Annotated in this window: 22 protein-coding genes and 8 tRNA genes; 24 read left to right on the plus strand and 6 right to left on the minus strand. The window is 30.6% G+C overall.

Translation table 11 applies throughout. The features are described from left to right. Nucleotides 1-103 precede the first annotated feature (103 nt). A complete protein-coding gene (locus tag CD113_RS11205) occupies nucleotides 104-505 on the plus strand; it encodes a hypothetical protein (RefSeq protein ID WP_002461711.1) in 402 nt (133 codons plus the stop codon). Between the two features lie 181 nt (nucleotides 506-686). Further along, nucleotides 687-2,072, plus strand: coding sequence for a class II fumarate hydratase (gene fumC / locus CD113_RS11210; RefSeq protein WP_002461712.1), 1,386 nt, complete (start codon nucleotides 687-689; stop codon nucleotides 2,070-2,072). Nucleotides 2,073-2,683: 611 nt separating this feature from the next. Here fumC and CD113_RS11215 read toward each other — a convergent pair. Next, on the minus strand, nucleotides 2,684-3,505 hold the full coding sequence (locus CD113_RS11215) for an RluA family pseudouridine synthase (protein ID WP_095092771.1): 822 nt from the start codon (nucleotides 3,503-3,505) through the stop codon (nucleotides 2,684-2,686). 158 nt (nucleotides 3,506-3,663) lie between these two features. On the opposite strand from CD113_RS11215, the gene CD113_RS11220 reads away from it, so the two are divergent. From CD113_RS11220 to yhaM, 8 genes are all read left to right on the plus strand, one after another. Beyond that, entirely contained in the window at nucleotides 3,664-4,785 is a 1,122-nt protein-coding gene (locus CD113_RS11220) for a GAF domain-containing sensor histidine kinase (RefSeq protein WP_002461714.1), read from the plus strand. A gap of 10 nt (nucleotides 4,786-4,795) precedes the next feature. Further along, on the plus strand, nucleotides 4,796-5,419 hold the full coding sequence (locus CD113_RS11225; protein ID WP_002461715.1) for a response regulator: 624 nt from the start codon (nucleotides 4,796-4,798) through the stop codon (nucleotides 5,417-5,419). A gap of 551 nt (nucleotides 5,420-5,970) precedes the next feature. After that, nucleotides 5,971-6,435, plus strand: a complete 465-nt coding sequence (gene xdrA / locus CD113_RS11230; RefSeq protein ID WP_000375863.1) for an XRE family transcriptional regulator XdrA — start codon at nucleotides 5,971-5,973, stop codon at nucleotides 6,433-6,435. Between the two features lie 156 nt (nucleotides 6,436-6,591). Continuing rightward, on the plus strand, nucleotides 6,592-7,716 hold the full coding sequence (locus tag CD113_RS11235; protein ID WP_095092769.1) for a DUF445 domain-containing protein: 1,125 nt from the start codon (nucleotides 6,592-6,594) through the stop codon (nucleotides 7,714-7,716). A 65-nt stretch (nucleotides 7,717-7,781) separates the two neighbouring features. Then, on the plus strand, nucleotides 7,782-8,126 hold the full coding sequence (locus CD113_RS11240) for a YlbF/YmcA family competence regulator (RefSeq protein WP_002465326.1): 345 nt from the start codon (nucleotides 7,782-7,784) through the stop codon (nucleotides 8,124-8,126). A 667-nt stretch (nucleotides 8,127-8,793) separates the two neighbouring features. Continuing rightward, nucleotides 8,794-9,990, plus strand: a complete 1,197-nt coding sequence (locus CD113_RS11245) for a metallophosphoesterase family protein (RefSeq protein ID WP_002465327.1) — start codon at nucleotides 8,794-8,796, stop codon at nucleotides 9,988-9,990. Next, nucleotides 9,980-12,916, plus strand: coding sequence for an ATP-binding protein (locus CD113_RS11250; protein WP_095092767.1), 2,937 nt, complete (start codon nucleotides 9,980-9,982; stop codon nucleotides 12,914-12,916). The genes CD113_RS11245 and CD113_RS11250 overlap by 11 nt, the downstream gene beginning before the upstream one ends. After that, the gene (yhaM, locus tag CD113_RS11255) at nucleotides 12,913-13,854 is read left to right on the plus strand and encodes a 3'-5' exoribonuclease YhaM (protein ID WP_002465282.1); all 942 of its coding nucleotides are present in this window, start codon (nucleotides 12,913-12,915) and stop codon (nucleotides 13,852-13,854) included. The genes CD113_RS11250 and yhaM overlap by 4 nt, the downstream gene beginning before the upstream one ends. Before the next feature lie 315 nt (nucleotides 13,855-14,169). Here yhaM and prsA read toward each other — a convergent pair whose 3' ends face one another. The 4 genes from prsA to CD113_RS11275 all read right to left on the minus strand — a co-directional run bounded on the left by prsA (nucleotide 14,170) and on the right by CD113_RS11275 (nucleotide 17,239). Continuing rightward, the gene (gene prsA / locus CD113_RS11260) at nucleotides 14,170-15,150 is read right to left on the minus strand and encodes a peptidylprolyl isomerase PrsA (RefSeq protein WP_002464211.1); all 981 of its coding nucleotides are present in this window, start codon (nucleotides 15,148-15,150) and stop codon (nucleotides 14,170-14,172) included. A 280-nt stretch (nucleotides 15,151-15,430) separates the two neighbouring features. Further along, nucleotides 15,431-15,988, minus strand: a complete 558-nt coding sequence (locus tag CD113_RS11265) for a DUF3267 domain-containing protein (RefSeq protein WP_002464213.1) — start codon at nucleotides 15,986-15,988, stop codon at nucleotides 15,431-15,433. A 343-nt stretch (nucleotides 15,989-16,331) separates the two neighbouring features. Further along, nucleotides 16,332-16,697: a YtxH domain-containing protein gene (locus CD113_RS11270; RefSeq protein ID WP_002464214.1), complete on the minus strand. Its 366-nt coding sequence runs from the start codon at nucleotides 16,695-16,697 to the stop codon at nucleotides 16,332-16,334. Nucleotides 16,698-16,813: 116 nt separating this feature from the next. Further along, nucleotides 16,814-17,239 carry an HIT family protein gene (locus tag CD113_RS11275; RefSeq protein ID WP_002464215.1) on the minus strand — a complete coding sequence of 142 codons (426 nt, stop codon included), beginning with the start codon at nucleotides 17,237-17,239 and terminating at the stop codon, nucleotides 16,814-16,816. Nucleotides 17,240-17,372: 133 nt separating this feature from the next. Between CD113_RS11275 and ecsA the strand changes: the two genes are divergently transcribed. Continuing rightward, nucleotides 17,373-18,113 carry an ABC transporter ATP-binding protein EcsA gene (gene ecsA, locus CD113_RS11280; RefSeq protein WP_002464216.1) on the plus strand — a complete coding sequence of 247 codons (741 nt, stop codon included), beginning with the start codon at nucleotides 17,373-17,375 and terminating at the stop codon, nucleotides 18,111-18,113. After that, entirely contained in the window at nucleotides 18,106-19,329 is a 1,224-nt protein-coding gene (gene ecsB, locus CD113_RS11285) for an ABC transporter permease EcsB (protein WP_002464217.1), read from the plus strand. The genes ecsA and ecsB overlap by 8 nt, the downstream gene beginning before the upstream one ends. A 99-nt stretch (nucleotides 19,330-19,428) precedes the next feature. Here the strand turns inward: ecsB and traP are convergent, their stop codons facing one another. Beyond that, nucleotides 19,429-19,932, minus strand: a complete 504-nt coding sequence (traP, locus tag CD113_RS11290; RefSeq protein WP_002464218.1) for a signal transduction protein TRAP — start codon at nucleotides 19,930-19,932, stop codon at nucleotides 19,429-19,431. 263 nt (nucleotides 19,933-20,195) lie between these two features. Between traP and hemE the strand changes: the two genes are divergently transcribed. From hemE to CD113_RS11350, 12 genes are all read left to right on the plus strand, one after another. Further along, on the plus strand, nucleotides 20,196-21,230 hold the full coding sequence (hemE, locus tag CD113_RS11295) for a uroporphyrinogen decarboxylase (protein WP_002464219.1): 1,035 nt from the start codon (nucleotides 20,196-20,198) through the stop codon (nucleotides 21,228-21,230). A 56-nt stretch (nucleotides 21,231-21,286) separates the two neighbouring features. Then, the gene (gene hemH / locus CD113_RS11300; protein WP_002464220.1) at nucleotides 21,287-22,210 is read left to right on the plus strand and encodes a ferrochelatase; all 924 of its coding nucleotides are present in this window, start codon (nucleotides 21,287-21,289) and stop codon (nucleotides 22,208-22,210) included. A gap of 23 nt (nucleotides 22,211-22,233) precedes the next feature. Then, a complete protein-coding gene (gene hemY, locus CD113_RS11305) occupies nucleotides 22,234-23,631 on the plus strand; it encodes a protoporphyrinogen oxidase (RefSeq protein WP_002464221.1) in 1,398 nt (465 codons plus the stop codon). A gap of 247 nt (nucleotides 23,632-23,878) precedes the next feature. Next, nucleotides 23,879-24,433: an RBBP9/YdeN family alpha/beta hydrolase gene (locus CD113_RS11310; protein ID WP_002464222.1), complete on the plus strand. Its 555-nt coding sequence runs from the start codon at nucleotides 23,879-23,881 to the stop codon at nucleotides 24,431-24,433. A gap of 317 nt (nucleotides 24,434-24,750) precedes the next feature. Continuing rightward, nucleotides 24,751-24,824: transfer RNA gene (locus tag CD113_RS11315), tRNA-Met, on the plus strand. A 15-nt stretch (nucleotides 24,825-24,839) separates the two neighbouring features. Continuing rightward, nucleotides 24,840-24,915 (plus strand) — tRNA-Asp (locus CD113_RS11320). A gap of 10 nt (nucleotides 24,916-24,925) precedes the next feature. Continuing rightward, nucleotides 24,926-24,998: transfer RNA gene (locus tag CD113_RS11325), tRNA-Phe, on the plus strand. 14 nt (nucleotides 24,999-25,012) lie between these two features. Continuing rightward, nucleotides 25,013-25,088, plus strand: a tRNA-His gene (locus tag CD113_RS11330). A gap of 16 nt (nucleotides 25,089-25,104) precedes the next feature. Beyond that, a tRNA-Gly gene (locus tag CD113_RS11335) sits at nucleotides 25,105-25,178 on the plus strand. A 16-nt stretch (nucleotides 25,179-25,194) separates the two neighbouring features. Further along, nucleotides 25,195-25,269 (plus strand) — tRNA-Asn (locus CD113_RS11340). A 1-nt stretch (nucleotide 25,270) separates the two neighbouring features. Continuing rightward, nucleotides 25,271-25,342 (plus strand) — tRNA-Glu (locus CD113_RS11345). Between the two features lie 52 nt (nucleotides 25,343-25,394). Continuing rightward, nucleotides 25,395-25,483: transfer RNA gene (locus CD113_RS11350), tRNA-Ser, on the plus strand. Nucleotides 25,484-25,767 lie beyond the last annotated feature (284 nt).

Raw genomic sequence — 25,767 nt, forward strand, 5'->3', positions numbered from 1 at the left:
GAAATATATAATATACTATATATTATTTGAACTATTATTATATTATCGAAGTGACATTAATATGGTAATCTATATTAGAGTCTTAAAGAGGAGAATTAACTATATGTTAGGAAAATATTGGATTCATTTATTAGTATCAACAGTTATTATCAGTTTGATTTCTATCAAAGCATTTCCATTAGCTTTAGGTGCATTGTACCTGCCAATCTTATTCAAGGTTGTTCAATTACAGTTGAATTTGTCACAAGGTTTAATTGATGAAGCTAATGCTAAAATGTTCATCAAAAGTAACCAATCCGGCATAATTATCAGTGTCATTTGTTGTTTATTAATCACTGGTATTCTTTACTACACTTTAGATGGTTTTTATAATAGTTTGAACGGCATTTTTCATCTATTAATATCTTTAAATCCTGTATTGACTGTGTTAAGTGCAATATTATACATACTTACTGCTGTGGCAACTGTACAAGCAACTAAGCAAAAATATAGTCATCCATCATAGTACATTATTAAGACATTATATTAACTTCTTGAATTTAATGAAGCAAAAATAAACTAAGCCTTCCAATAGAATGGTTTGGTTTGTTTTTTAAAAAATGAAAACGTTTTAAACATCAATTGCTCATTCATTTTGATTAGTGATATACTACAGTTAAATAAACAATGATAAGGGGAGAATTTGAATGTCAGTAAGAATTGAACATGATACTTTTGGAGAAATTGAAGTACCTTCAGATAAATATTGGGGTGCCCAAACTGAACGAAGTAAAAGAAATTTTCCAGTTGGTAAAGAACGTATGCCAATTGAAGTAGTGTATGGCTTTGCACAATTAAAAAGAGCAGCAGCATTAGCCAATCACGAACTAGGAAAATTAGATTCAATTAAAAAAGATGCAATTGTACATGCTTGTGACAGAATTTTATCAGGTGAATTAGATGAGCACTTCCCATTAGTTGTCTGGCAAACTGGAAGCGGTACTCAAAGTAATATGAATGTTAATGAAGTAGTTAGCTTTGTAGCTAATGAATACTTAAAAAATCATAATAGTGATGAAACGATTCACCCTAATGATGATGTAAATAAATCACAAAGTTCAAATGATACATTCCCAACTGCAATGCATGTTGCTTTATATCATGAAGTTGAAACAAAACTAGAACCAGCCTTAAGACATTTACGTAATACTTTTAAAGAAAAAGAAGATCAATTCAACTCAATTATAAAAATTGGACGAACTCATCTACAGGATGCAACACCAATTCGATTAGGACAAGAGATGAGTGGTTGGCGTTATATGTTAGATAAATGTGATCAAATGTTATCTGAATCGAAAAAACATTTACTGAATTTAGCAATTGGTGGTACTGCTGTAGGAACTGGCATCAATGCACATCCAGAATTTGGTGATAAAGTTGCCAAATTTATTGCAGAAAATACTGGATATCCATTTGTTTCTTCAGAAAATAAATTTCATGCATTAACAGCACATGACGAAGTAGTCCAATTACATGGTACTTTAAAAGCATTAGCAGGCGATTTGATGAAGATTGCAAATGATATAAGATGGTTAGCATCTGGTCCTCGTGCAGGATTAGCTGAAATTTCAATTCCTGAAAATGAACCAGGATCATCAATTATGCCAGGTAAAGTTAATCCAACACAATGTGAAATGTTGACAATGGTAGCAGTTCAAGTGATGGGCAATGATACAGTAGTCGGCTTTGCAAGTTCACAAGGTAATTTTGAGTTGAATGTATACAAACCTGTTATTATGCATAATACATTACAATCAATATATTTATTAGCTGATGGTATGGAAACATTTAATAACAATTGCGCAGTTGGTATTGAACCAATAGCTGAAAATATCGATAACTATTTAAATCAATCATTAATGTTAGTGACTGCATTAAATCCACATATTGGTTATGAAAAAGCAGCACAAATAGCTAAGAAAGCCCATAAAGATGGTTTAACATTAAAAGAGTCAGCGATTCAATCTGGATATGTTACAGAAGAACAATTTGAAGCGTGGATTAAACCAGAAGATATGGTTGATCCTCACTAGTGTTAATAATGCATAAAAGCTTGAACAACGAGATGTTATTGCTTCGTTGTCCAAGCTTTTTTAAATAATATATAGAAAATAAACATAAGTTTTTAAGAAAAATAGAAAGCAACATATTTGAAGTAGGTTGTCTCTTTAGAAAAACTGAATAGGTATAAGAAAAAAAGGGGTCTATAGTAAATAGATACGTTGAGCAATAATTATATAGATTACGTAGTATTAATAAATTAACGTTATTTAATACTAGTCAGTCTTACAGAAGTATTTGAAACCCATCATCAAAAATCCATGTTGAGATTTTTAGCGATGGATATCTAAGAAATAAATCTAATACTATAACTATTTCTATCCAGTTTCAATGTCACATGTATTCGAATCAAGGAGTGAGACAGAAATGAATGTCATATAACATTCATTTCGTTATACCACCCCAACGAACCAAACAGGCATTGCCAAATACGTGAATTAAAGTGTGAAATATTTTTGTCCAAGTCTCGTGGACAAGTGTCAAAATTTAACATGACATTTTTTATTTAACGAATTAGATGATTGTCTCAATTAAAAATATGAACAAATTTGATTATTACGTGTCATAACTATAACTCACTAACTTAATCATCTAAAGATACTGAAATTAATTCTTTTGTTAAAGGATGCTGTAATTCAATTTTATAACTTTCTAAGGAAAGCTGTCTTAAGGTTGAATCTCCGTACAATGGGTCTCCAATAACAGGATGACCAATTTCTGCTAAGTGCACACGAATTTGATGTGTTCGACCTGTATCTAACTTAATTGCTAATTGACATACATTTTCTTTAATCATTTGAGAAGATAAAATATGCGTAATTGCACGTTGACCCGTAGGTGATACTCTTCTTTTATTTGAATGGAACTTGTCTTTTCCGATTGGCATATCAATGGTTTGAGGTTTAATTGGTAATAGTGCTTTAACATTAGCTCTGTATATGCGAGTAATATCATTTTCTTCTAACATTCTATCTAATATTTTTTTCATTAATGGATTTTTAGCAACAATGAGTAAGCCAACAGTTTCTTGATCGAGCCTATGGATAGGTTCTACATAATCACTATCAATAGTATATATAACATGATTCATTAATGTATTACTTTCTTTTAAATCGTTTGGATGTGTTTTAACACCTTTAGGTTTCAAAATAATTGCTAAGTCATCATCTTCATATTTCACTTCAGCATAGCGATAACTTGGTAAATAATTACTTTTCTCATCGGGAGTAGGTACATAGACGATGTCATTCGTATGAACTGTATCAGCTAAACGTGCTAATCGATCGTTAATTGTAATGTCCTTCGACATATTTAAATGATGGAGATCTTTCTTGGGTAACTTCACTTGTTGAAATATTTCTCTTAAGGTCATGTTATTAAAGTTTTCTGGTATTTTAAATTTCATAAAATCCTCCTATATCATTTAATATCATATCATAAAAAGTAAAGACTAAATACAAATATTAAAAGAGTAGCAAAATATAATAGATAATGGACAAAGATTTCAAATTTATACAACAAAAGGTATAATAGAAAGACATGTTTAATAAGGTGGACGAAATGATGGAGCAAAAATCGAGGTTAGCGTTACTGAAAGAAATTGCCGAATTTTTAAATGAAGAAACGGAAATATATAGTGTGACTCAAGGTGCCTTAAAATCTTTGATCGAAGGTAGTAATTTCACAACAGGCTGGATCTTTTTTATAAATCAAGAAGGTCAACATGAACTTGTATCATATGTCGATTTGCCACCTTCATTAATGGCAAACCAATGTCACTATATTAAAGACGGTACATGCTGGTGTGTTAATGCTTTTAATAAAGGGAAATTAAATAAAGCTTCAAATATTGTAAATTGTTCAAGAATTAACTTAGCCTCTAAAGCTTTGCCGAATCAGAATAATGACGTTACTCATCATGCAACAGTGCCACTTAAATCTGGTTCAGAACAATTTGGTATATTAAATGTTGCTTCTCCCAATACTGAACGTTATAGCGACGAAGATTTAGAGTTGCTAGAATCTGTTGCTTTTCAGTTAGGTTCAGCTATTAAACGAATATTTTTAACGGATCATGAAAAGGAAGTAGCAAAAATTAATGAAAGAAATCGATTGGCTAGAGATTTACATGATTCAGTAAATCAAATGCTATTTTCTGTAAAGTTAACAGCACATGCTGCATATGGTTTAACCCAAGAAACGATTGCTAAACAAGCTTTTCAAACAATTGAAAAAACAAGTCAAAATGCTGTCAATGAAATGAGAGCATTAATATGGCAATTAAAACCAGTTGGCTTAGAACAAGGTATTGTACATGCATTAACTGCATATGGCAAGTTAGTCAATATCAATTTAGAAATTGATGTTGAAGGATTAATTGATTTATCAAATGACATCGAAGAAAATATTTATCGTGCGCTACAGGAATGTATTAATAATGTCAAAAAACATGCTAATACCGATAAATTACTAATAAAAATAACTCAATCAAATCATCACCTTGAAATAGTTGCAGAAGATGACGGTTGCGGTTTTAATATGGAAGAGATCAATATGATGTCATCCCATGGTTTAGCTAATATTAAACAGCGCGTCAAATTGTTAAATGGGAATGTTGACATACATTCAACACCCAATCAAGGTACAAGAATAACAATGAAAATACCTATAGAATTACGTAGTTAGGAGTTACAATATGAAAAAAATCATACTAGTAGATGACCACCATATTGTTCGTCAAGGCTTACGCTTTTTACTATCAACCATTGATGATTTTGATGTGATTGAAGACTTTTCAAACGGACAAGATTTTATTGATTTTATCAATAGTGGCGAACAACCAGACATTGTTTTGTTAGATTTAGTCATGCCAAATATGAATGGCATAGAAATCACTAAATATTTAAAAAAATATTATCCAGAAATTAAAATATTAGTGTTAACAAGTTATGTAGATGATGAACATGTTATTTCAGCCATTAATCAAGGTGCTGATGGCTATGAAATGAAGGATGTTGAACCAGAACAACTGATAACTACTATACGACGAGTGTTAGAAGGTAATAAAGTTATACACCCTAAAGCTCAAGATGTCTTTGAAGCAGTAAGTCAAAAACCACATAATACTAATAAGTTATCTAAAAGAGAAATAGAAGTGCTTAGAGAAATGGTTAAAGGTAAGACAAATAAAGAAATTGCGGAAACACTATTTGTATCTGAGAAAACAATTAAAACACATGTTAGTCATATTTTTGCTAAATTACAGGTTAATGATCGTACGCAAGCTGCTATTTATGCTATGGAAAATAAATTGATTTAGATATTAATGATGAAGGCACATAATAAACTTAGATTAATTACAAATTAGAAATGCATGGTTACCTATAATGATTTAATTTTTATATAATAGATACACAGTTAAAAAATAATTGACGTGTCGAGTGCTTAAAAATAAATAATTATCAGTGGCCGATTGATAGTATTGGCTTTATTGATAGATAGTAAATAATAAATTCAGACTAAAATATCAAATCACGAATTAGTATCAAATGACAATAGCAAACTTTAAAAATTTTGGTTAAAATACAACGATTTAAAAAGTTGATATTCACGTAATAGAACGACGGCTGAAGATATTAAATTGAAGGATAGTTGAATTGATAAATTTTATTTTTTACATGATTTACTTTTATATTATTTTGAAGTAAACTTTAATATTGTTGATTAACTAAAATTTAAGACAAAAGTGAAATTGACTCTTTTAATTTTATTAAAAATATATTAAGATGTAATCTGTGTTTCAAGAAATGTGTATTATTGCAATTTCTTGCGTCCGGATAAAATTCCCCAAATAGAAAGGTAGATAACAGAATGGATAGACAGAGTTTTACTGATTTAATTCAAACTAAATTTAAAATGGTACGTATAGAGGCTGGCTATACTCAAGACACAATGGCTCAAACAATTGGGTTATCAAAGAAGACTTTGGTTCAAATTGAGAAAGAAAGAGTATTGCCAAACTGGACAACGTGTATTTCAATTTGTGCATTGTTTAGAGATTCTGAAGTTTTAAATAGTACTTTTGGCTGTGATCCATTAGAAATCGTACAAACTATATCTAGAAATCACTGTGCATACCCAAATCATGCACCAACAAGCGACATTTATTGGAATAATATAGAGACGCGTAATGGTTTTATTTTACAAAGTAACAAAGTAAGTAATATTTATCGTGTATTAAATCCTGACAATCAACCTATTTTTGGTACTTCAAAAATGAGAGAAGCGGAAACTTATTTCAATAGAAATGCAAAAGAAGAATTGGTTCATATTTAAGCCTCTAACTTTTTATAGATAATAGAACGATGATGCATTTGTATAAGTGCAATCATCGTTTTTTTATAATTATGTTTATACAAATCTAATTCAGGAAATAAGTCATTACATTTAAAAAAATTATAGATAAATATCGGTGATTAAGGAGAACAATCAATGAATGCAATATTTGTAATTATATTTATGATAGTTGTAGGAGCTATCATCGGTGGCATAACAAATGTTATTGCTATAAGAATGCTATTTCATCCGTTTAAACCACTTTATATTTTTCATTTGAGAGTACCATTTACGCCTGGACTAATACCTAAAAGAAGGGGAGAAATTGCGTCTAAGATAGGTCAAGTGATTGAAGAACATCTTTTGACTGAATCATTAATCAAAGCAAAACTTGAAAGTAGACAGTCTCAACAAGCAATTGAGGATATCTTAATGCAACAGATTTCAAAAGTTAAACATGACAATACAACAATTGCTAGTATTGCTCAACACTTAAATATCGACATCGATCATGTAATTAATGATAATGTTAATCATTATATTCAACGTCAAATCATGACATTTTATAAGAATCATCAAGCTAAACAATTGGTTAATCTTATTCCTGAAACGATACAAACAGCAATAGATAATAAGGTCGAGGAAGCTACAGATTTACTCTGTGATAGAGCACGTAAATATTTGTCTTCTGAAAGAGGAACTAAAGATATCAACGATATGATAGATACCTTTTTCAATGAAAAAGGTAGAATTATCGGTATGTTACAAATGTTTATGACTAAAGAAAGTATTGCTGATCGTATTCAACAGAAGTTAATTAGATTAACGTCACATCCGAAAGCTAAAGCGATTGCGACGACAGTAATACACAATGAATATCAAGAATTAAAAAGAAAGCAATTAAATGAAGTAATAACTGAACAACAATTTGCAGAAATATCTGAAGTTAGTGCTAATTATATAAGCGATACCATATATCAACAATCACATCGTTCACTACAACAAATGATACCTAATGTCATTGATTATCTAGAACAGCATTTAGTTCAACAATTAACAACGATGATTACGTCTCAATTATCTAAACATCTTTCAAGTATTATGAAAAAAGTGAATTTAAGAGGTTTAGTAGAAGAACAAATAAATACATTTGATTTAGATTATATTGAAAAATTAATTATTGAAATTGCAGATAAAGAGTTAAAATTAATTATGTCTCTTGGTTTCATTTTGGGCGGAATTATTGGATTATTCCAAGGATTAGTTGCAATCTTTGTCTAAAAAAGAGAGATGTGGTAAAGTAATAGCGAAACGTTATTAAACAAGTTATCAAAGGAGTGCTAAACATGGCAGTAAATTTATACGATTATGCAAATCAATTAGAACAAGCTTTAAGAGATAGTGAAGAATATAAAGCTATTAAGGATGCTTTTGCGAAAGTAAAAGCGAATGAAGAGTCAAAAAAATTATTTGATGAATTTCGTGAAACTCAAATGAGTTTCCAACAAAAACAAATGCAAGGTGAAGAGATTCCTGAGGAAGATTTACAAAAAGCTCAAGAACAAGCTCAAGCAATTGAAAAAGATGAAAATATCTCTGAATTAATGAATGCTGAGCAAAAAATGAGTCAAGTATTCCAAGAAATCAACCAAATCATCGTTAAACCTTTAGATGAAATTTACGCTGACTAAATAGTGTATATATTATCTTAAATTAAGAAGATTAAAGTCAACAAAGTGTCTAACTTTGTTGGCTTTTTTAGCTTATCTAAATTTTAGGACTGATAAACAAAAAGAGAGTAATTATATATCAGACCAATTTGACAAAGAAACTTTTTTAACTTGTTAGTAATGATATTCAAACAGTAATAAAGACTTTATTGACAACTGATAACTTAAAGTCCTAATGTGCACATGATGATTAACATTTTTTATAGTCATTTTTATAATAGTCTTACTTTAACAACATGAAGTTGTAAGTTATACAATCATTGTTCAAATTCAATTTTTATTATAGATAGACAGTTTGAAAATTGGAGAAAGTATTAATTTTTTATTATGGAAGCGCTTAACATATAATGTTCATCGACGATATGAAATATCTTATGGTAAAATGAATAGATAATATACTTTGTTAATATCTGTCAAATAACACTTCAATTATAGATAAAATTGAGCCAAAATAACCCATATACTAAAAATGAGTGATTTATTTTAAACAAATTGTATAAAGAATATGATAATAACAAAATGTAACATTCAACATTTATAACTCAAAGCAAGCAGATGACACATGTGAATTTAGGAGTCATCATCTTTGAAATTGATGTTAGAACCTTTATTGAGGAGAAATGTAAGTATGGTTAAATTTATTCATTGTGCAGATTTACATTTAGATAGTCCGTTTAAGTCTAAAAGTCATTTAAGCCCCAAAATATTTGAGGATATCCAAAAAAGTGCCTATGAAAGTTTTAAAAATATTGTCGATATCGCACTCCAACATGAAGTGGATTTCGTCATCATTGCTGGAGATTTATTTGATAGTGAGAATAGAACACTTCGTGCTGAAGTATTTCTACAACAACAGTTTGAAAGATTGAAAAACGAACAAATTTTTGTCTATATTAGCCATGGTAATCACGATCCATTAACTTCAAATATCACTGCAAATTGGCCAGATAATGTTTCAGTATTTTCAAATCAAGTAGAAACATACGAAGCCATTACCAAAGCCGGTGAAACAATTTATATTCATGGCTTTAGTTATCAAGATAAATCTAGTTATGAAAATAAAATAGATGAATATCCTTCTAGTCAGGGTCAAAAGGGTATACATATCGGTGTATTACATGGAACGTATAGTAAGTCTTCGACAAAAGATCGATATACTGAGTTTATTTTAGAAGATTTAAATAGCAAACTATATCATTATTGGGCACTTGGACATATACATGAACGTCAACAATTAAGTGATATGCCAGTGATTAACTATGCTGGAAATATTCAAGGTAGACATTTTAATGAGCAAGGTGAAAAAGGATGTTTATTAGTTGAAGGCGATCATTTAAATTTAACTACACAGTTTTATCCAACACAATACATCAGATTTGAAGAAGCAACCATCGAGACTGAACAGACCTCAAAGCAAGGTTTATATGAAGAAATTCAACAATTTAAAGAACGAGTGAGAAATCAAGGTAAAGCAATTTATCGTCTGAAACTGCTTGTTAATAGTGAATCATATATTTCACCTCAAGATTTATTACAAGTCGAAGAAATGATTGCAGACTATGAAGAAAATGAAAATCAATTCGTTGTCATTGATGATTTATCAATTTCGTATACACAAAATGATGAATCACCATTAGTGAATGAATTTTCAGGAGAATTATTAGCAGATCGTACAGTGTTTGATAATGCAATGTCTGATTTATATCTCAATCCTCGTGCTTCTAAATATTTAGAAGATTATACTGAGTTTAATCATACTGAATTAGTTAATCACGCAGAAGAATTATTAAAGGCAGAGATGAGAGGTGAACAAAATGATAATTAAATCTCTTGAAATATATGGCTATGGTCAGTTTGTTCAACGCAAAATTGATTTTAATCAAACATTCACAGAAATCTTTGGTGAAAATGAAGCAGGTAAATCAACGATACAAGCATTTATCCATTCGATTTTATTTGGATTTCCAACTAAAAAATCAAAAGAACCACGTCTTGAACCTAGATTGGGTAATCAATATGGTGGCAAATTAACTTTAATCTTAGATGATGATATGGAGATTGAAGTTGAACGTATTAAAGGTAGTGCTCAAGGTGATGTTAAAGTCTATTTACCAAATGGTACTGTACGTGACGAAGCCTGGTTACAAAAGAAACTTAACTATATCTCTAAAAAGACATATCAAGGTATCTTTTCTTTTGATGTATTAGGATTACAAGATATTCATCGTAATCTTCACGAGAAACAACTGCAAGATTATTTGTTACAAGCTGGTGCCTTAGGTTCTACTGAATTTACGTCTATGAGAAATCTTATTAATCGTAAAAAAGATGAACTTTATAAGAAATCAGGAAAAAATCCAGTTATTAATCAACAAATTGACCAATTGAAACAATTGGAAAGTCAAATTCGTGAAGAAGAAGCAAAATTAGAAACATATCATCGTTTAGTGGATGATCGTGATAAAGCAACTAGACGACTTGAAAACTTAAAACAAAATTTAAACCAATTATCAAAAATGCATGAAGAAAAGCAAAAAGAAGTTGCATTACATGATCATGCTCAAGAATGGAAAGCATTAGAACAAAATTTAAATGTTGAACCAATCCATTTTCCTGAAAAAGGTATTGATAGATATGAAAAAGCAAGAGCGCATAAACAATCATTAGAGCGAGATATTGGTTTGAGAGAAGAACGCTTACAGCAATTGTTAGATGAAAAACACAAACTTAAACCTGCTAAACAATCTGATATTGATGCAATGACTAGTTTAAACCAACAGCAAAGTGATATTAAAAATAAAGAGTTTGAATTAACATCAGTAGAAAAAGACATCGCTAATAAACAAAGAGAAAAAGAAGAATTACAATCACATATTGGATGGTCTGAAACACATCATAGTGTAGATAGCTCAGAAGCTATGAAAAGTCATGTCAGTGAACAAATTAATCAAAAACAAGAACAACAAGCATATATTAAACAGCTTGAGCGTAGTCTGGAAGATAATAAAATTGAAACAAATGCTATAAATAGTGAATTAGATGCGATTGAAGAACATATCGTTCCTGATGAAACATTTGAAAAGAAAAAAGAATATTCTCAACAAGTTATCGAATTAAACGAAAAAGAAAATTTATATGAAAAATTAAAAGAACGTTTTGAAATAGAGCAACAGCAGAAACAACAACGTCAAAAATTATTACGTACAACATTTATTATTCTAACAATTGTCGGAATAGGATTAACAGCATTTTCATTTATTACTCAAAATATGCTGTTCGGTATCATTTTTGCAATATTGACTATCATTTTTATCATTGGCATCATCATGTCAAAAGCTAAAGAAGTTGATTATAGTGAAGCAATTACAGACGAAATCGCTGAATTAAAAGAACAATTGGCACAATTAGATCAAAATTATGATTTAAACTTTGATTTAGATGAACAATATCGTCATCGTGACCATTGGCAACAAGCAATTAAGAATAAAGATATTCTAGATGAAAAGAGACAATATATTGAAGGTAAATTAAATGCAGCTACGACACGTCATCATAGTTTAGATGAAAATATTGCTAATGTTAAAGAAGAATTATATTTATCTCCTAAAATGTCCAATGAATTAATAATTGATAGTATTTCAACAATGGCAAACATCAAAGCACTTGACCAACATATCAAGGATTTAAATGTGACACGACAACAATTAGCAACAGAGCTAACGGAATTTTACGAACATGCTGAGAGAGTAACACAAACACTATTTGTGTACTTTAATAAATTGTCACTGTTCCATGATATTAATCAATGGCTTAAAAATGCAGAAGATACTAAAACTAAATGGCAAAGTAACGAAGACAATACTAAATTAATTTCTAATGAATTAGCGCATTTAAAAGAACAATTAAATGCCAATAATAAAGAAATAGACGAATTGTTTAATTTTATCAATGTTTCAAATGAGGAAGAATTCTATCAGCATCATGAAGATTATCAAAGTTATACGAGTGATTTAAATCGTTTTAATCAATTAACGAAATATCTTGAAAATCAAAACTATTCTTATGAGTTGAGCTCAAGTTTAAGTGACAAAACAACGGCACAATTAGATGAAGAAGATCGTTTATTAGCTACACAAGTTGATGAATATAATGAACAATATTTAGACATGCAGAGTCAAGTGAGTGATTTAAACGCTCAAATTAATCATATGGAAACTGATTCAACACTTGCCAATTTTAGACATGAATATCATAGTCTTAAAAATCAATTAAATGCGATTGCTAAAGACTGGGCTAGTTTAAGTTATTTACAAAGTCTAGTTGACGAACATATTAAACAAATTAAAGATAAACGTTTACCACAAGTGATTAACGAAGCAGTTGCAATTTTAACAAACTTAACTGACGGTAAATATACAATGATTAATTATAATGAAGATAGTATTACGGTGAAACATCATAATGGTCAAATATATGAACCTGTTGAATTAAGTCAGTCAACTAAAGAATTACTTTATGTAGCGTTACGTATCAGTTTAATTAAAGTATTAAGACCATATTATCCATTCCCATTAATCGTAGACGATGCATTTGTTCATTTTGATAAAAAGCGTACTGAAAAAATGTTGAATTATTTAAGAGAATTATCACAACATTATCAAGTACTTTACTTTACATGTGTTAAAGATAATATTATTCCAGCTAAAGAAGTTATTACGTTAAACAAAATAGAGGAAGGCGGGAAACGATGAGAAATGTAGAGAATTTAAATCCCGGAGATTCAGTTAACCATTTTTTCTTAGTGCATAAAGCGACACAAGGTGTTACTGCACAAGGTAAAGACTATATGACGTTACATTTACAAGATAAAAGTGGTGAAATGGAAGCGAAATTTTGGACAGCTACAAAAAAAGATATGGAAATTATAAAACCAGAAGAAATTGTCCATGTTAAAGGTGATGTGATTAACTATCGCGGTAATAAACAAATGAAAGTTAATCAAATTAGATTAGCCACAGCGGAAGATCAATTGAGAACACAAGATTTTATTGAAGGTGCACCTTTAAAACCGGAAGAGATTCAAGAAGAAATTTCTCATTTTATGTTAAATATTGAAAATGCTAACCTACAGCGTATTACACGTCATTTATTAAAAAAATATCAACAACAATTTTATAGTTTTCCAGCAGCAAGTTCACATCATCATAACTTTGCCAGTGGCTTGAGTTATCATGTATTAACTATGTTACGTATTGCTAAGTCAATATGTGATATTTATCCGTTATTGAATAGAAGTTTATTGTATAGTGCTATTATTTTACATGATTTAGGTAAAGTTAAAGAGTTGAGTGGACCAGTAGCTACATCATATACCGTAGAAGGAAATTTACTTGGTCATATATCTATCGCTAGTGATGAAGTTGCTGAAGCAGCGAGAGAATTAAGTATAGATGGAGAAGAAGTATTATTATTACGACATATGATACTATCTCATCATGGCAAATTGGAATTTGGTTCTCCTAAATTACCATATTTAAAAGAAGCAGAAATATTGTGCTATATTGATAATATTGATGCCAAAATGAATATGTTTGAAAAAGCATATAAGAAAACAGACAAAGGTCAATTTACAGATAAAATATTTGGTCTAGAAAATCGTCGCTTCTATAAACCAGAGTCATTAGATTAAAAAATATGGTTCTCTCCCAAATTGGACTGATACATAATTATTTTTTAAGCCTCGCTTTCCTAGGGTGCTGTCTCAGCCTGTAGTCTTCGACTAGCACTGCTGCCCAACTTTCATTGCTTGTAGAAACTGTTTCACAGTTTCTCTATGTTGGGTCCCTACCTCAGGAGTCTCGGCTTCAAAATAATTTGCGTTTCAAATTATTCTTTTTTTAATTATCAGTCCTAAAAATAGAGAACCAAAAAATAAGAGCGTTATCGGATGTTGAAATAAACATCTGATAACGCTCTTATTTTAATAAATTTTAAATTAGGTTATTTAAGATCCCAATCCAGATAGACCAGCTTGTTGTGATTGACCATCTTGTGAGGCACGTTGTTTTAATTTTTCAGGGTTTAAAATTGAATCATCAACAGCTTTTTTAATATCACGATCTTTGTAGTCCACTTTATATTCTTTTAATAAATCTTTATATGCATCTGTTAAAAGTTTAGGATTTTTTTGTATTTTTTGTTCTATAATTTTAGTTTTCAAGTTAGCTTTTTCAGAATCAAAGTCAGTCGGTTTATCAGCCTTGATAATATGGTAACCATAATCGGATTTAACAACTTTGGAAACTTCGCCATCTTTAAGTTTGAATAAAGCTTTTTCGAATGAATCGACAGTTTGCCCTTTGATGACATAACCTAATGAACCATCTTTTTTAGCTGAAGATGTATCCATAGATTCTTTTTTAGCAATTTCTCCAAATTTATCTGGATTTTTAGCTACCTCTTTTTGGATTTCTTCTGCTTTTTCTTTGGCTTTTTTATCATCTAAACCTTCTTTATCACTTTTCTTAGATTTAACTTTAATTAAAATGTGTGAAGCTTTTTTGGTATCTTCTTTAATTTCTTTATCAGAAATATTAACTTTATCAGCTAATAATAGCTTTTGATATTCAGCAGTACGTTTTTGTTCTTTATATTGATCCAATGTTAAATTTTGCTGTTTTAACATGCTTTCAAATTGTTCTTTACCGCCATATTGTTTCTGCTCTTTGTCAATTTCTTTATCAATATCTTTAGTATTTACTTTATCTTTATATTTATCAGCTAATATTTTATTTAACATGACATCAAAAGAAGCATTTGCGATTTGTTCGTTACCGATTTTTTTCATAGTATCAGCAACAGTGACATCACCAGCTTTTGATGAAATTAACGTGTTATCTTTCGAATCTGTTGCATTTGAACCACATGCACCTAATAATAATGCACTTGCAGTTATGGGAACAATTAGCTTGTTTATTGATTTCATAGTTGAAACTCCTTTGTTAGTTGATCATCGTAAATATAACATAAATTTATATTATCACCAATTAGAATTGTAATGCATCAGACTACAGCATGACTAAATTAATAAAAAAATAGGAATGATACAGAAATTAAATTTTAAAAATTCATTTCTATACCACTCCGACAACACCGATTAGTATGATTAAACGATGATTGATTATCATTTATCATTCGACCAGATACTGCTAAGCACACTATATGAAATATAGAATTTTTTGTCCTTAGTTCAATGATATAGCATTCTATAAATACTTGCGATTGTTGGTTTTTTTCAAAATATGAATACCAGTACTATGCTCTTCAATATATTGACCATAATTAGAAAACAAGATGATTTTTAAATAGAGTAAATCCAAAATAGAAAACCCAAAATTTAGCGATAATAAAAACATGAAGTAGTGACCATATTGAGGGTAGTGAATGGTTAATACTACAAATAATGTTGTTAGTAATACAAGTGGTAATATCAAATTGATACAAAAATAAATTTTATGAACTGGTGTATTGACATACGTATTATAAAATAATAACCAGCGACGATTAGTTAATTTATGAACTTTGAATGAATGATAATACGGTAGGAAAAATAATAAATGAACACTTTTATGAAGTGGATACATAAGCACTACACAAAATAAAAAAACTAGGAAATAACGATCTGATAATCGTGTACTAGAGAAAAAATACATAATTTCATAACTAACTAAAAACATAATAATTGTAGATACTACGCTCATAAATGCAATTCTTGGTAGACCAAAACGTGCATGTATATCTAATTGTCGTTTACATAAAAACATAATAACGCCTCATCTCTTTTCACTATACGATAGGTATTATCTATCTAAAAATTAAATTAGTCAATGCGTGGATTGAAAGGGAGTATGATTTAAATAATTTTATCTGAAAATGTATTTAATAATTATTCTAAGTCAAGATTAACTATAATGAGAACACGTTCATTTTTATTTATTTTCAAATGTAAACAAGAAATGTCAATCGAAAATGATTAAGCACAGAATGCTTTTTGTCACCATCTTATAGTTGTATCACAATATAGGTAATAGCTAACAAATAAGTAGTGACTTAATTTTAAAAAAATAAAAAACACAGTGTAGGTAATAAGCCACACTGCGTTAACAATTATTTAGATAATTCATTGCCTATATCTTCGCCACGATTTTGTAAATTCTCAATGTGAGATTGTAGACGTTCAATATTAGGGTTAATGTCTGATTTGAAGTTGCCGATGAGTGTTTTAAATTCATTACCAATTGAACCTCCAAATTCAGCACTTTCATTTTTAATTTGAGAACTGTAATTTAAGATATCATTAAAACTTTGTTTAATATTATCTATTTCAAGTTGTAATTCAGTTCTTGAGCCGGTAGGGGCTGTTTTGTCAATTGTGTTATGTTTAACACTTTTATCATCGCGTCCTTGTAAGGCAACAGCAAATCCTGCTGCAACACCTACACCAACACCAAATAAGATACGTGATACTTTCATTTGAATTCTCCTCACTGTTATGTCGTACAAATAAATATTAATGTGTCATAGTTGAAATTAATATTTTAACTTCAGATTAATAATAGTATACCCAAATATTAAGCTGATAAGCATATTTATTCAAATTGTGATTGGATTAATGCTGCAAGCTCTTGTTTAGCATTATCGTCTATTGTTTCTTCATGTGTTTCCCATTTATAACCGAAACCATCAATATCATTTTCATATCGTGGTATTAGGTGAAAATGTAAGTGGAATACAGATTGATCAGCAAATTCACCATTATTTTGAATGATATTTAAACCATCAGGATTAAATGCTTGTTTAATTGCGTTAGCAACTTTTGGTAGTGCAGCACCAATATGCTTCATAGTTTCTTCATCAGTTTCAAAAATATTTGCTGAAGCTTTCTTTGGTATTAATAAAGTATGACCTTTAGTCACTTGTGAAATATCTAAAAATGCATATACATAGTCATTTTCATATACTTTATAACTTGGAATCTCACCAGATAAAATTTTACTAAAAATTGTTTCAGCCATAAATACGACACTCCTATTCAAGTAATATTTGATTTTATTATATCATTGTCGAAGATAAATCGATATTAAGACATAGCTATTTAATATGAGAGTCCTTCAATTTTTGGTACAATGAAAGTCGTGGAGGTGCAATATGACAGTTAAAGTTGAACATCTTACAGGAGGATATGGCAAACGTCCTGTAATTAAAGATATTAATTTCGAATTACAGTCAGGAGAAATAGTTGGCTTGATTGGATTGAATGGTGCTGGTAAAAGTACAACAATTAAACATATGCTTGGTTTATTAACACCAATGGAAGGCCAATTAGCTATTTCAAACGTAAATATAAATGATGATATTGAAACATATAGAAGAAAGCTTTCATATATACCAGAATCTCCAGTAATATATGATGAATTGACATTAGAAGAACACATTGAAATGACGGCAATGGCTTACGATATTGATTATGATGAGGCGATGTCACGCGCTAAACCTTTATTGGAAACATTTAGGTTAACTAATGAGCTTAAAATATTCCCTAGTCATTTTTCAAAAGGGATGAAACAAAAGGTTATGATTATATGTGCTTTTATTGTAAATCCTGAATTATATATCATTGACGAACCATTTTTAGGTTTAGATCCATTGGGGATTCAATCCATGTTAGATTTAATGGTAGAAAAGAAAAATGAAGGTAGAACAGTATTAATGAGTACACATATTCTTGCGACTGCCGAAAGATATTGTGATCGTTTTATCATTTTGGATGAAGGTCAAATTGTAGCGATTGGGAACTTAGAAGAGTTGCGTCAACAAACTGGATTACATCATCAAACATTAGATGATATTTATATTCATGTGACACAAGGTGGGCAACATCATGCGTGACCTTGCTGTTGAATTATTTAATAAACGTTTGAAGGCCTTACGTAAAGAAAAGATGTATTATAATAAATTTATATTTAATGGCCATTTTATGGTCTTTTTATTAATTTTATTAGGTGCTTTCATTTTTGGTTATGGAGAATGGTTACAACATATTCCTGATAATGTTAATTTTGCACTAATTGCTGCAATCATTTTAGGTATTATTTCCATTTTTCCCATTAGACCATTATTGACAGAAGCTGACAAATTATTCTTACTACCGTTTGAAAAACATATGACTAAATATATGAATATGAGTTTAATATATAGCTATTTTTCAAAAATTTCATTATCAGTTATCATCTTAGTCGTTATGTTTCCACTTTTTTATCAAATCAATCATAAAGCATTTATATTTTATGTTTTTGTTATAATCAGTGCTTTGCTCTTTCCATATTTAGGTTTACGACTGAGATGGCAAAGTTATCAATCACGTTTTTCATTAGTAGCTACTAATATGATCTTACTGGTCACATATATTATTAGTTATTATTTATTACTGGGACCAAAACTGTATTTAGCATGTGTATTACTATTAATTCCTGTGATTTTTGAATGGATACTTAAGAAAGTTAAACCACAATATTTGTATCCTTGGGAAAGAATGATAGCAGTAGAGCAACGACATCATATGAATTATTATAAATTTGTAAATATGTTTACTGATGTTAAACATTTAAAAGAATCTGCCGTTAGACGTAAATATTTAGATGTCTTATTAAATGTTCCTAAAGGTAAGAAGTTTAATTCTAATGCAATGTATTTATTTTTATTTAAACGAAGTTTTGTTAGAGGAAGAGATGCCTTTAATATTATCTTTAGATTAATTATTATTGCAGTGTTATTGATGGTTTGGTTACCTTATACAATTGTGACAATTATCATTGGAGCCTTATTTATGTACTTGATATTATTACAAATGGCACAATTTTATTCACAACAAGCTTATGGTTTGTGGCCACAAGTTTGGCCAGTAGCTGATTCAAAAGTAATCAAAGGATATGAACAATTTTTATATCGTTTAATGATCGTCATAGGCATTATTTTAAGCGTCACATTTATAATGACACATTGGATACTAGCGTATGCAGCTATCGTGTTCTTCATTGTAGGTTGGTTAACGATACGAAGCATTATTAAAAAGTTAAAATATCAAGAAACATTATTGAGAGACTAAGTTTTAATTTTTGAATTGATATAGGTATTTAAGCATTAGTAAAGCAGGTAAAATATCAGCTAATTTTACCTGCTTCAACTATTTGGTAATTTAAATCATTTATTCTTTAATAGGGAATAAATAACGTTCGAAATAGCTAGAATGTTGTCCACTTGAACCAAAGTAATGACTTAATGCTTCTTTAGAAAAATTAAGGGTAAATGTTTCTGAGTTTTTAAAGTCTTCATATGTTTGTCTATCAGCAAAGCCAAAGTAAATTTTATAAGTTGTTCCTTTTGATGGTCTTAGTAGACGATAACTTTTAAATCCACCAAAGTTTTTAAAGTCTTCATCAGAACTATATAACTTTTTCTCTAATTGATATTTATGATCTTCAGTTGTTGGGATAAAAATGGCACAATAAAAATGATCTTCGCTAAAGTCACCAATCTCTTTTATAACTTCATAAACAGAAGGTGAAGTTAGTACAGTTTTACCAGTTGTTTCTTCAAATATAACTGATGAATCTGCAGTAGAAAATTGGAATAAATGGTGATCAGGGTGATTCAATTTAATTTGGTTTAAAAATCCGTAAGTTCCATATGAAGTGAATAATTTTTTCATCATGATGGCCCCCTTATTTTTTAATCCATTATACGATTATAAACCTTCGATTACCACTATTAATGTCATAATAATGTTTATATAATAGAAATTGTTAGTAAATTAAATAAAAATGTTCATAACTGTTAACAAGTTAATAACAAATATTAATCAATTGATAAAATTTTTAAATGTCAGTTTTATGACAATTGATTGTATTAAATACGTATTATTTATCAATGTGATACTATAGATAAGAATGATTTTAATTAGGAGGCCTTTCGGTGCATTATAAAAACGATACAATTTTAAAAATGATAAAAGGCGAAAAAACGACACATACACCAGTGTGGTTTATGAGACAAGCAGGTCGCTCTCAGCCTGAATATCGTAAATTGAAAGAAAAGTATTCATTGTTTGAAATAACTCATCAACCTGAATTATGTGCTTATGTGACACATTTGCCAGTTGATAATTACAACACAGATGCAGCAATTTTATATAAGGATATTATGACGCCATTACAACCAATTGGTGTTGATGTAGAAATAAAATCAGGTATTGGTCCAGTTATACATAATCCAATTAAGACAGTGCAAGATGTCGAAAAGCTATCACAAATTGATCCGAAACGAGACGTTCCTTATGTTTTAGATACAATTAAATTATTAACTGAAGAAAAATTGAATGTGCCATTAATTGGATTTACAGGAGCACCATTTACTTTAGCCTCTTATATGATTGAAGGTGGTCCTTCAAAAAATTACAATTTTACAAAGGCAATGATGTATCGTGATGAAGCAACATGGTTTAGTTTAATGGATCATCTAGTAAATGTTTCAGTAGCCTATGTGGGTGCTCAGATTGAAGCTGGAGCAGAGTTAATTCAAATATTCGACTCATGGGTTGGTGCACTTAATGTTCAAGATTATAGATACTACATTAAGCCTAAAATGGAACGTTTAATTAGTGAGATTAAAGCTCAATATGATGTACCAGTCATTTTATTTGGTGTTGGTGCAAGTCATTTAATTAATGAATGGAACGATTTACCAATTGATGTTTTAGGGCTTGATTGGCGGATATCGATTAATGAAGCACAACAACTAGGCGTATCAAAAACACTTCAAGGTAATTTAGATCCTTCTCTGTTATTAGCACCTTGGGATGTTATTGAAGAAAGATTGAAAACTATCTTAGACCAAGGAATGACGTATGGTAAACATATTTTTAATTTAGGTCATGGTGTATTTCCAGAGGTTCAACCAGAAACATTAAGACGTGTGAGCGAATTTGTACACAATTATACTCAAAAATAGTACGGTAATTATATTGTGCTAAAGCAATATATTTCAATTAAAGGAAGGTTTTATCAATGACTAAAAAAATGGGACTATTAGTTATGGCATATGGTACGCCTTATAAAGAAAGTGATATAGAACCATACTATACTGATATCAGACATGGTAAACGTCCAACAGAAGAAGAATTACAAGATTTAAAAGATAGATATAAATTTATTGGTGGCTTATCACCTTTAGCTGGTACTACAGATAGACAAGCTGAAGCTTTATTAAATGCATTAAATGATGCATATTCAGACATTGAGTTTTCATTATATTTAGGATTAAAACATATTTCTCCATATATTGAAGAAGCAGTAGAACAAATGCATAAAGATGGTATAGAAGAAGCTATAACAGTAGTATTAGCACCACATTATTCTAGCTTTTCAGTAGGGTCATATGATCAAAGAGCAGACGAGGAAGCTGCTAAATATGGTATTGAACTTAAACATGTTAAACATTACTATCACCAACCTAAATTCATTCAATATTGGACTGAAAAAGTAAATGAAACGCTAGCAGAAATACCTCAAGAAGAACATAACGATACAGTACTTGTCGTATCAGCGCATAGTTTGCCTAAAGGTTTAATTGAGAGAAATAACGATCCTTATCCGCAAGAGTTGGAAGATACTGCACGTATTATTCAACAACAATCCAATATTACGCATGTGGCTACTGGTTGGCAATCTGAAGGTAACACTGGAACACCATGGTTAGGACCAGATGTGCAAGATTTGACTCGTAACTTATTTGAACAACATGGATATAAAAACTTTATTTATACACCCGTTGGCTTCGTGTGTGAACATTTAGAAGTACTTTATGATAATGATTATGAATGTAAAGTTGTCTGTGATGACATCGGCGCTAACTATTATCGTCCAGACATGCCTAATACTCATCCATTATTTATTGGTGCTATCGTTGATGAAATTAAATCAATCATATAATAATAAAGGAAGCGTGAAATGTTGTGACTAAAAAAGTAGCCATTATTGGCGCAGGCATCACCGGCTTAGCAAGTGCATATTATTTAAAACAACAAGATCCAAGTATAGATGTAACCATTTATGAAAGTTCTAACAGACCTGGAGGTAAGATACAATCTTATCGACAAGATGGTTATATGATTGAACTAGGTCCAGAATCATATTTAGGTCGCAAAACAATTATGACAGATTTAGCAAAAGATATTGGGTTAGAACAAGACATTATAACTAATACAACAGGACAGTCATACATTTTTGCTAAAAATAAGCTTTATCCTATCCCTGGTGGCTCTATCATGGGGATTCCAACAGATATTAAGCCATTTTTAACTACTAAACTTATATCTCCACTAGGTAAATTAAGAGCTGGCTTAGATTTAATTAAAAAACCTGTGGAAATGCATAATGGAGATATTTCGGTAGGGCAATTTTTTAGAGCAAGATTAGGCGATGAAGTGTTAGAACACTTAATTGAACCTTTAATGGGCGGTATTTACGGTACTAATATTGATAATTTAAGTTTAATGAGTACTTTTCCTAATTTTAAGGATAAAGAGCAAACGTTTGGTAGCTTGATAAAAGGTATGAAATATGAAAAACAACAACGAATTAAACAGCGACAACTATATCCTGGAGCACCTAAAGGACAATTCAAACAATTTAGACATGGTTTAAGCTCATTTATTGAAGCGTTAGAACAAAATATTAAACATAAAAATGTAAATATCAAATATCAAACAGCAGTTGATGATATTATTTCTACTCAACAGCATTATGATATTGTTTGCGGTGATAACACTGAACAATATGATGGTGTCCTGGTAACAACACCACATCAAGTATTTTTACAATGGTTTGGGCACGATCCAGCATTTGATTACTTTAAAACGATGGATAGTACATCAGTTGCGACTGTCGTATTAGCATTTGATGAGCAAAATATTGAAAATACTTATGATGGTACAGGTTTTGTTATTGCCAGAACAAGCGATACAGATATTACTGCATGTACTTGGACTTCGAAAAAATGGCCATTTACTACACCAGAAGGTAAAGTGTTAATACGTGCCTATATTGGTAAACCGGGTGATACTGTAGTTGAAGATCACAGTGACGAAGAAATCGTTTCTATCGTGCGCCGTGATTTGAGTAAGATGATGACATTCAAAGGAGATCCTGACTTTACAATAGTCAATCGACTTCCAAAAAGTATGCCACAATATCATGTTGGGCATATCCAACAAATTCGTCAAATACAACAACATATAAGAAACACATATCCTAGATTGCGTGTGACTGGTGCTTCATTTGAAGCAGTAGGTTTACCTGATTGTATTAAACAAGGTAAAGAAGCAGTTGAAGAGTTATTACAAGAAATATAAAGTATAGGGACACTTTAAAGTGTATTTAAATGGTTTGAAAGTAGTCACCATTTCACTTTAAAGTGTTTTTTAAATATTTTATGATAGTAGATAAACAAGACTTATTTAAGTTTTTGAAATAAGGAAATAATTTAGAGTTTTTATATAGGCTGACTTATGCAATTTGTAATAGGTAATAAATTAAGCGTTCTAGAAAATTAGTACTTATTTGTTAATAATATTTTAGTTTATGATTGGAGAGATTTTCATGACAGACGTAATTATTGTGCATTCAATGTATGGAGATAGTCATAATCATTGGTACCAGTGGTTGCAACATAATTTAACACTTGAAGGATATAATGTTACGTTGTTTAATTGTGAGTCGGCAGCTAATAAGACTGTTGATCAATGGGTAGAAGAAATGAAGAAACAAATTCATATTACTAAACAAGATACATACTTTGTTACACACGGTCTTGGATCTATTACATCTTTAAAATATATAGAATTAATGGATAAGCATATTGAAGGATTTTTCAGTATTGCCGGTTTTAAAGAAGATGCAGAGGATATTGATTTAAACGTTGATTTAAGAGATGTCACAATCGATTATGATAATATTAAAGCTAAAGTTGATCATTTTTATGGTTTAAGTTCTAAAAACGATAAATATGTATCATATAAAGAAACTCAACGATTAATGAATGCGTTAGAAGGTAACTTGCGTATAGTAGAAGAGGGCGGACACTTTTTAGAACAAGACGGATTTAAAACATTTACAACGCTGCAAGATCGTATGCAAGGTTATATGACAAAATAAATTTGGTGGGCATACAGTAATGAAAAATGGTTGAGGCGCTAATCGTGACATTACGAGTATGTCTATCTTTATATTTTACGTTATTTAAACACTTATATTATAAAATGGAAGAAGAAGCGTTTTTTTACACATTTTAATTTAAAAATTAAGTTGACGAGACAGTCAAAACTTAATATACTAATATTTGTGTTCAACAGAGCACTGCTAATTGCGATTTAGTATTTACAAAAGAATTACTATTTAAATAAATACAAATAATTGTTGACTTTAAACATTTTATTATGGTATATTAAATTAGTAGTTAAAAATAATATTATCGCGGGATGGAGCAGTTCGGTAGCTCGTCGGGCTCATAACCCGAAGGTCGGTGGTTCAAATCCGCCTCCCGCAATACATAAATTTAATAGGTCTCGTAGTGTAGCGGTTAACACGCCTGCCTGTCACGCAGGAGATCGCGGGTTCGATTCCCGTCGAGACCGCCATTATTGTTAAGGTTCAGTAGCTCAGTTGGTAGAGCAATGGATTGAAGCTCCATGTGTCGGCAGTTCGACTCTGTCCTGAACCATTCTTTATGTCTTGGCGGTTGTGGTGAAGTGGTTAACACATCGGATTGTGGTTCCGACATTCGAGGGTTCGATCCCCTTCAACCGCCCCATAATCGTATTACATTAGCGGGTGTAGTTTAATGGCAAAACCTCAGCCTTCCAAGCTGATGTTGTGGGTTCGATTCCCATCACCCGCTCCATTTCAAACTTTATTATTCCACAGTAGCTCAGTGGTAGAGCTATCGGCTGTTAACCGATCGGTCGTAGGTTCGAGTCCTACCTGTGGAGCCATGGCTCCTTGGTCAAGCGGTTAAGACACCGCCCTTTCACGGCGGTAACACGGGTTCGAGTCCCGTAGGAGTCATATAAACAGAAGTGAAATATCGCTTCTGTTTTTTGTTTTATAATATTACTATGGAGAGTTGTCCGAGCTGGCCGAAGGAGCACGCCTGGAAAGTGTGTAGGCGCCACAAGCGTCTCGAGGGTTCGAATCCCTCACTCTCCGTTATTTGCTTATTCCTCGTTAAATCTCGTTAAACAAAACGTTGATTTGACGGGGTTTTGTTATATCTTGTTATGCTTCGTTAAAACCCGTAAACTAAAATGAACGTCCCCGAAACGTTCCCGTAATATGTTAATTTTTTATATAACGTCCCCGAAAACTTAAATAACGTTCCCGTTCATATTTTCCAACGCTCCAAGAGCTTTTGTTTTTTCTTTTTGTTCTATTTCATCTAATAAATGAGAATAAACGTCCATTGTAGTTTTTATACTTTTATGACCTAACCT

This window comes from Staphylococcus simiae (assembly GCF_002902085.1).
Lineage (GTDB): Bacteria > Bacillota > Bacilli > Staphylococcales > Staphylococcaceae > Staphylococcus > Staphylococcus simiae.

Coding starts and splice junctions, on each gene's coding strand:
- CD113_RS11235 (WP_095092769.1), top strand. CDS start 6,592: ATGAATGCAATATTTGTAATTATATTTATGATAGTTGTAGGAGCTATC.
- CD113_RS11215 (WP_095092771.1), bottom strand. CDS start 3,505: ATGAAATTTAAAATACCAGAAAACTTTAATAACATGACCTTAAGAGAA.
- prsA (WP_002464211.1), bottom strand. CDS start 15,150: ATGAAATCAATAAACAAGCTAATTGTTCCCATAACTGCAAGTGCATTA.
- hemH (WP_002464220.1), top strand. CDS start 21,287: ATGACTAAAAAAATGGGACTATTAGTTATGGCATATGGTACGCCTTAT.
- ecsB (WP_002464217.1), top strand. CDS start 18,106: ATGCGTGACCTTGCTGTTGAATTATTTAATAAACGTTTGAAGGCCTTA.
- traP (WP_002464218.1), bottom strand. CDS start 19,932: ATGAAAAAATTATTCACTTCATATGGAACTTACGGATTTTTAAACCAA.
- CD113_RS11245 (WP_002465327.1), top strand. CDS start 8,794: ATGGTTAAATTTATTCATTGTGCAGATTTACATTTAGATAGTCCGTTT.
- CD113_RS11310 (WP_002464222.1), top strand. CDS start 23,879: ATGACAGACGTAATTATTGTGCATTCAATGTATGGAGATAGTCATAAT.
- fumC (WP_002461712.1), top strand. CDS start 687: ATGTCAGTAAGAATTGAACATGATACTTTTGGAGAAATTGAAGTACCT.
- CD113_RS11270 (WP_002464214.1), bottom strand. CDS start 16,697: ATGAAAGTATCACGTATCTTATTTGGTGTTGGTGTAGGTGTTGCAGCA.
- yhaM (WP_002465282.1), top strand. CDS start 12,913: ATGAGAAATGTAGAGAATTTAAATCCCGGAGATTCAGTTAACCATTTT.
- CD113_RS11220 (WP_002461714.1), top strand. CDS start 3,664: ATGGAGCAAAAATCGAGGTTAGCGTTACTGAAAGAAATTGCCGAATTT.
- CD113_RS11225 (WP_002461715.1), top strand. CDS start 4,796: ATGAAAAAAATCATACTAGTAGATGACCACCATATTGTTCGTCAAGGC.
- CD113_RS11250 (WP_095092767.1), top strand. CDS start 9,980: ATGATAATTAAATCTCTTGAAATATATGGCTATGGTCAGTTTGTTCAA.
- xdrA (WP_000375863.1), top strand. CDS start 5,971: ATGGATAGACAGAGTTTTACTGATTTAATTCAAACTAAATTTAAAATG.
- CD113_RS11265 (WP_002464213.1), bottom strand. CDS start 15,988: ATGTTTTTATGTAAACGACAATTAGATATACATGCACGTTTTGGTCTA.
- CD113_RS11275 (WP_002464215.1), bottom strand. CDS start 17,239: ATGGCTGAAACAATTTTTAGTAAAATTTTATCTGGTGAGATTCCAAGT.
- CD113_RS11240 (WP_002465326.1), top strand. CDS start 7,782: ATGGCAGTAAATTTATACGATTATGCAAATCAATTAGAACAAGCTTTA.
- ecsA (WP_002464216.1), top strand. CDS start 17,373: ATGACAGTTAAAGTTGAACATCTTACAGGAGGATATGGCAAACGTCCT.
- CD113_RS11205 (WP_002461711.1), top strand. CDS start 104: ATGTTAGGAAAATATTGGATTCATTTATTAGTATCAACAGTTATTATC.